The sequence below is a fragment of the Acinetobacter sp. SwsAc6 genome (assembly GCF_013391565.1).
Lineage (GTDB): Bacteria > Pseudomonadota > Gammaproteobacteria > Pseudomonadales > Moraxellaceae > Acinetobacter > Acinetobacter cumulans.
Map to the genome: position 1 here is coordinate 1 of NZ_JACAXE010000063.1, position 2,512 is coordinate 2,512.

The 2,512-nt window shown below is 46.9% G+C and carries 3 protein-coding genes; all 3 read right to left on the reverse strand.

Translation table 11 applies throughout. From position 1 onward, the window contains the following. Positions 1-31: 31 nt before the first annotated feature. Positions 32-1,636, reverse strand: coding sequence for an IS66 family transposase (locus tag HYG93_RS19030; RefSeq protein ID WP_075696596.1), 1,605 nt, complete (start codon positions 1,634-1,636; stop codon positions 32-34). Positions 1,637-1,710: 74 nt separating this feature from the next. Beyond that, positions 1,711-2,046 (reverse strand): IS66 family insertion sequence element accessory protein TnpB, encoded by a 336-nt coding sequence (tnpB, locus tag HYG93_RS19035; RefSeq protein ID WP_000618091.1) that lies wholly within the window; start codon positions 2,044-2,046, stop codon positions 1,711-1,713. Further along, positions 2,043-2,426: a transposase gene (locus HYG93_RS19040; RefSeq protein WP_019836977.1), complete on the reverse strand. Its 384-nt coding sequence runs from the start codon at positions 2,424-2,426 to the stop codon at positions 2,043-2,045. The genes tnpB and HYG93_RS19040 overlap by 4 nt, the downstream gene beginning before the upstream one ends. Positions 2,427-2,512 lie beyond the last annotated feature (86 nt).

Sequence of the window (2,512 nt, forward strand, 5' to 3'; positions counted from 1 at the left end):
GTAAGCGTCCGCTGAATCCCATACCTATTTTTTAATTCGATTTAGGTTTCCAGCAGTGCGGCAGCAATTCTTCAATCTGGGTCACTTTATGTGTCGGCAGCCTTTTCAGCACATCACTTAAATAGGCATACGGATCCAAGCCATTCAGCTTTGCTGACTGGATTAACGTCATGATATTTGCCGCTCGCTGACCACTGCGCAGCGAACCTGCAAACAGCCAGTTCTTGCGCCCCAACGCCCAGGGACGCATCTGATTCTCGACCCAATTATTGCAAATCGGTAGATTGCCATCATCCAGATAGCGGCTTAAAGCTGGCCAACGCTTCAGAGTGTAATTGATGGCCTTGGCGGTGGGAGAACTCGATGGCACTGTCAGATGATGTTGGTTGAGCCATTCATATAGTTGTTGCATCACTGGTTGACTATGCTGTTGTCGGTATTCGCGGCGGTCTTCCGCTGTACCATCGGTCTTTTTCCTGAGCTCTGCTTCTATCGCATACAGTTTCTGAATCAGCACTAATGCCTGTTCAGCGACCTGACTTTTCCCAGTTACATGCAGTTCATGGAATTTACGACGTGCATGCGCCATGCAGCCCACCTCAATGACATCGCCTGATTTAAAGCGTGCTTTATAACCACTGTAATCATCACAGACTAGATAGCCCTGCCAGCCTTTCAAGAACTCTTCAGCATGCTGGCCTGAACGACTATCCTGAAAGTCATAGATCACCGCCTGAACTGGATTGTACTGTGTAGTGGCATAGGCCCAGACATAACCTTTCTTCGGTTTTTTATTATTCTCACCCATCCGCATGATGGTGACCGGTGTTTCATCTGCATGCAGCACCTGCTGTTGTAGTACCACCTCTTTTAAGGCATTGGCCAGAGGTTCCAGTTCTACACCGCAGCGACCTATCCAGTCAGATAAAGTTGATCTAGAAAGTTCGATTCCCGCCCGCTGATAGATCAGACGTTGACGGTACAGCGGCAAATGATCGGCATACTTCGATACCAGCACATGGCTGAGCAATTCAGGTGAAGCAATGCCTTTATCAATCACATAGGCGGGCATCGCTTGCTGAGTCAGAGTGTCACACTGATCACAGACCCATTTACCACGCACATGCTGTTCCTTATAGAACTGTGCCGGTCTGAAATGCAGTTTTTCACTGACATCTTCGCCGATACGACGGAGTTGGCAGCCACAAGCACATTGGGTTGATGCAGGTTCATGCTCAATACGGATGGTGTGTAGATGATCTGGCAGTGGTCGACGTTTAGGTTTGTTGACTGTTGCTTTGTGTGTCGCTGCATTGGTTTTATCTGCATTTAGCCGTTCCAGTTCTAGATCAACCGCGGCAATATCTTCTTCAACCGCTTCATCCCACAGATGGATTTGTTTTGCCGTTAAGTGTTCATTCTTTTGGGCGAATTCGTGCTTTTTAAACAGCGCCAGTTCATGCTCGTATTTTTGATTGAGAATAGAAAGATGCTGAACTTTGGCATCCAATTGCTGGTTTGATTTTTCTAATTCTTGATTTGATTGTGCCAGAGACTGATGCTGCATTGCCAACTGTCTGGTAAATTCCAGCAGTTGTTCATGGGTCAGTTGGTTTAAGTCAGGCAGTGTATTCATGACCGCAGTATGCCTGAGGTCATGAAGAGAATGAAATAGAACGTTTGGAGAATAGCAGAATGCACCAACCTGGTTTAGAGCATCGTCACTACCTGCTGTCGTCCAATGCGCTGCCAGGGCAAACCCTGGATCAGTGCCTGTAACTGTTCCGGGCTGAGGGCCACGGTTTCACCTTGGTGAACTTGAGCCCAGTGAAATTTACCCTGTTCCAAACGCCGGGCACACAGCCAGATGCCCAGTCCATCATGTACCAACACTTTCATACGATGGCCACGTTTATTACAGAACAGGTAAGCACAATGCGGTTTGATGTAGCCAAAGGCTCTCACCACCTGGGCCATGGTCGTATCCATACCTGCACGCATGTCCATGGGCTGAGTAGACAACCAGATTTCATCAATGCGGATCATGTTGCAAGTGCCTTGAGTAATTCTGCCAAGGCAGGTATTTCTGATGTCTGCCATTTTAGCTGAATATCATTATTCGTATGAGGCACGGTGATACACAACGTGATCCTCTCATCAATAGGTTGGCTGATTGCAGCAGTGTAAGGCAAAGCAATAAATGCTGGATTCACATGAGTAGGATCTTGCACGGCACCATCATGATGGCTGAAGATCCTGATCCAACGACTGACAAGGTTGGCATTAATACTATGTTGCAGTGCGACCGAAGCGATCGAGGTATTAGGATTTTTACAGGCATTGACAATACTGAGTTTGAATTCTTTGCTGTATGTTCTGCGTTTTTTAGCAACAGGAGGTGTTGCTGAATATATATCCATGTTCATGGATTAAGTCCCCACTTGTTTTTAGGTGGGAACTAAATTAAGGCTTATAGGATCGCTTGGTAAGGCTGTGTTAGCCGGATGCTTAC